The sequence below is a fragment of the Mesorhizobium sp. B2-7-1 genome (assembly GCF_006440735.1).
Classification (GTDB): domain Bacteria; phylum Pseudomonadota; class Alphaproteobacteria; order Rhizobiales; family Rhizobiaceae; genus Mesorhizobium.
Window position 1 is genome coordinate 1 of the sequence record NZ_VFUA01000201.1, and the last position, 3,408, is coordinate 3,408.

Consider the following 3,408-nt stretch of genomic DNA (forward strand, 5'->3'; position numbering starts at 1 on the left):
GAACCCCCTCGCGCAAAACGCGCAAAACTGTTCGCGATGTCCTCGCACACCTGTTCGCGATGTCCCCAGTCCAAACATGAAGGTCAGGGAAGGACTTGTGGCGCTCAAGATTGCCCGTGTCCACTACGCGCGGGGCGATCTGGAAACAGCGGCAAAATTCCTGGCCGTTGCCGAAGCCGCGCCCAAGGCCTCCGCCGACATCTGGCGTTGCCTGCGCTACCGGCTGAAAATCGGGGCACGGCGGCGGTTCCCGGCCCATTCCATCCAATTGCAACGCGCTTGACGGCAGACGGGCCAAGATTGCCGTCGCTCCGCACGGTGGAACCAGCCCCCGTCGCCTGGCTTATCTACGGACCAGTTCCGTGGAGCCATCATGCTGCAACGAGCACAATCGTCCTCCGACCGCCTGGCGGACGGTACGGAAATGCAAAGGAACGGCGCGCAAAATTCCGCCGATCGCGCCTCGCTCAGCTATGTCAGCGACGCCGATCCGGGCATCCGGCGCCTGAGAAAAGGCAAGGGATTTCGGTACGCGAGCCCTAACGGGAGCGCGGTAAGCGCTGAAACGCTTGTCCGCATCAAGGCGATCGTCATTCCGCCGGCCTGGACGGACGTATGGATCTCGCCCGATCCGGACGGCCATATCCAGGCAACAGGACGGGATCAGCGCGGTCGCAAACAGTATCGCTATCACCCGCAATGGACCGAGGAACGCGACGACGTCAAATATTCAAGCCTCGTCGCGTTCGCGGAGAGCCTGCCTGCCCTCAGGCGGCAGATCGATGCCGACCTGCGCCGGCACGGGCTGCCTTTGGAGCGCGTCGTCGCCTCGGTGGTCTGGTTGCTCGACAACACCATGATCCGCATCGGCAACGCGGCCTATGCGCGCGACAACAAAAGCTTCGGGCTGACCACGCTGCGCGACCGCCATGTCGAGATCACCGGCTCCAGCCTGCGCTTCGCCTTCAAGGGCAAGTCGGGCAAGGAATGGAAGCTGAAGCTGGTCGATCGCCGCATCGCCAAGGTCGTGCGCGGCGCCCAGGACCTGCCCGGACAGAAGCTGTTCCAATATCTCGACGAGGATGGCGAGCGGCGACCGGTGCGCTCGGAGGACGTCAACCGCTACATCCGCGAGGCGTCCGGCGCCGAATTCAGCTCAAAGCATTTCCGCACCTGGGGCGGCACGATCCACGCGGCGTCGCTGTTTGCCGGGACCGAGCTGCCGGAAAACAAAACGCAGCAAAGACGGGTGATCAACAATGTCGTCGACAAGGTCGCCGAGCGGTTGGGCAATACACGAGCGGTCTGCCGCAAATGCTACATCCATCCGCTGGTGTTCGAGGCTTGGAGCAAAGGGCGCCTGCTTGACGAAATGGCTGAGGCCAGCAAGCGCAAACGGCTGATATCCGGCCTCGACGAGGAAGAAACGCTGGTGCTCAGATGGCTGCAGGCGCACGGCGCCTGACAGGCAGACGCGAAGACCGCCAAGTCCGTGATCCCTTGAGCGGTTCACCGTTTCACAGAAACGGCGAACCGCTCTATCTCTTTGTTTTGACGCAATTCCAGACGGAAAACCGCTCACACTTTTCCTGGAATTGCTCTAGGAAATTTTTTTATCGACCTGGTGTCGGGAAGGGTCCTAGTGTCGCGTCCTTTGATACGGAAAGGACGCACCATGCTCTACGCCATCCTCTGCTACGCCTCCGAAGACGTCGTCTGCTCCTGGAGTAAGGAACAGGACGACGAGGTCATGGTAAAGCTCCTCAACGTGCAGGACAAATACGCCAAGGCAGGCAGGCTCGGCCCCGTGGCCCGCCTGTTGCCGACGACTGCGGCGACCACGTTGAGAAAGGTCAAGGGCGAGGCGGTCGTGCTGGATGGCCCGTTCGCCGAGACCAAGGAACAGTTCCTCGGCTTCTACACGCTCGAATGCAACGATCTCGACGAAGCCGTCGAATTCGCGCGCGAGCTTTCCGAGGTCAATCCGAGCGGCGGCTCCTACGAGATACGGCCGGTTTCGGTCTTCAACCCGACAAAGGTAGCGGTATGACGGAGCTCGCCTGGATAAGCACCGCGATCGGCAATGCCCGTCCGCAGGCGATGGGCGCGCTGCTGCGCTACTTCCGCGACCTCGACGCCGCAGAGGAGGCTTTCCAGGACGCGTGCCTGAGGGCGCTCAAGAACTGGCCGAAGAACGGGCCGCCGCGCGATCCGGTCGCCTGGCTCATCTTCGTCGGCCGCAACAGCGGCATCGACGCCGTACGCAAGCGCGCCAAGCAGGCGCCGATGCCGGAAGAGGACCAGGTGTCCGATCTGGAGGATGCGGAAAGCGACATGGCCGAGCGGCTGGACGGCGCGCATTACCGCGACGACATCCTGCGGCTCCTGTTCATCTGCTGCCATCCGGATCTGCCGGCGACGCAGCAGGTCGCGGTGGCGCTGCGTATCGTCTCCGGCCTCACCGTCAAGCAGATCGCGCGCGCCTTCCTGGTCGGTGAGAGCGCCATGGAACAGCGCATCACCCGTGCCAAGGCGCGCATTGCCGATGCCGGCGTGCCGTTCGAGACGCCCGGTGCGGTCGAGCGCTCGGAGCGGCTCGCCGCCGTCGCCGCGATGGTCTATCTGATCTTCAACGAAGGCTATTCGACCAATGGCGGCGAGGCGCCGGCCCGCGCGCCGCTCTGCGAAGAAGCGATCCGGCTTGCCCGCCTGCTGCTGAGGCTCTTCCAGGCCGAGCCGGAGATCATGGGGCTGACCGCGCTGCTTCTTTTGCAGCACGCGCGGGCGCCAGCGCGTTTCGACGCGAATGGCGAGATCGTCCTGCTCGAGGACCAGGACCGCTCGCTGTGGAGCCGCAAGATGATCGATGAGGGCCTGGCGCTGGTCGACAAGGCGCTGCGCCATCGCAAGCCCGGTCCTTATCAGGTGCAGGCGGCGATCGCGGCGCTGCATGCGCAGGCGGCCGTCGCCGAGGATACCGACTGGACCGAGATCGACCTGCTCTACGGTCTGCTGGAGCAGATGCAGCCGTCGCCGGTGGTGACGCTGAACCGCGCGGTTGCGGTGAGCAAAGTAAGGGGTCCGGAAGCGGCACTTGCCATGATCGAGCCGCTGGAGGACCGGCTGTCCGGCTATTTCCACTTCTTCGGTCTGAGGGGCGGGCTGCTGATGCAGCTCGGTCGCAATGAGGAGGCGCGTGTCGCCTTCGACCGCGCCATCGCTTTGGCCAACACGGCGGCGGAGGCAGCGCATATCCGCCTGCATATCGACCGGCTGATCAAGGAGAGCGCGGAGAAGTCGTCGATCCAAAAGGCGCGTTGAGTTTCAGGTGATGCCGGCCTGCAAATGGCGGGTTCCTGCGCTTCCGGTGCTCACGTACTTTAAGTACGCTCCGCTCCGGTTCTCGGA

3 protein-coding genes and 1 pseudogene are annotated in these 3,408 nt (G+C 63.8%); all 4 read left to right on the forward strand.

Features of this window, described 5'->3' with window-relative positions; translation table 11 throughout:
- Nucleotides 1–283 (forward strand): annotated as a pseudogene (locus tag FJ471_RS34295) (hypothetical protein); the annotation flags it as partial.
- Between the two features lie 90 nt (nucleotides 284–373).
- Nucleotides 374–1,465 (forward strand): DNA topoisomerase IB, encoded by a 1,092-nt coding sequence (locus tag FJ471_RS34300; protein WP_140811275.1) that lies wholly within the window; start codon nucleotides 374–376, stop codon nucleotides 1,463–1,465.
- 210 nt (nucleotides 1,466–1,675) lie between these two features.
- The gene (locus tag FJ471_RS34305) at nucleotides 1,676–2,050 is read left to right on the forward strand and encodes a YciI family protein (protein ID WP_140811282.1); all 375 of its coding nucleotides are present in this window, start codon (nucleotides 1,676–1,678) and stop codon (nucleotides 2,048–2,050) included.
- Nucleotides 2,047–3,321 carry an RNA polymerase sigma factor gene (locus FJ471_RS34310; RefSeq protein WP_140811293.1) on the forward strand — a complete coding sequence of 425 codons (1,275 nt, stop codon included), beginning with the start codon at nucleotides 2,047–2,049 and terminating at the stop codon, nucleotides 3,319–3,321. Before FJ471_RS34305 ends, FJ471_RS34310 begins: the two co-directional genes overlap by 4 nt.
- The last annotated feature ends 87 nt before the right edge of the window (nucleotides 3,322–3,408 follow it).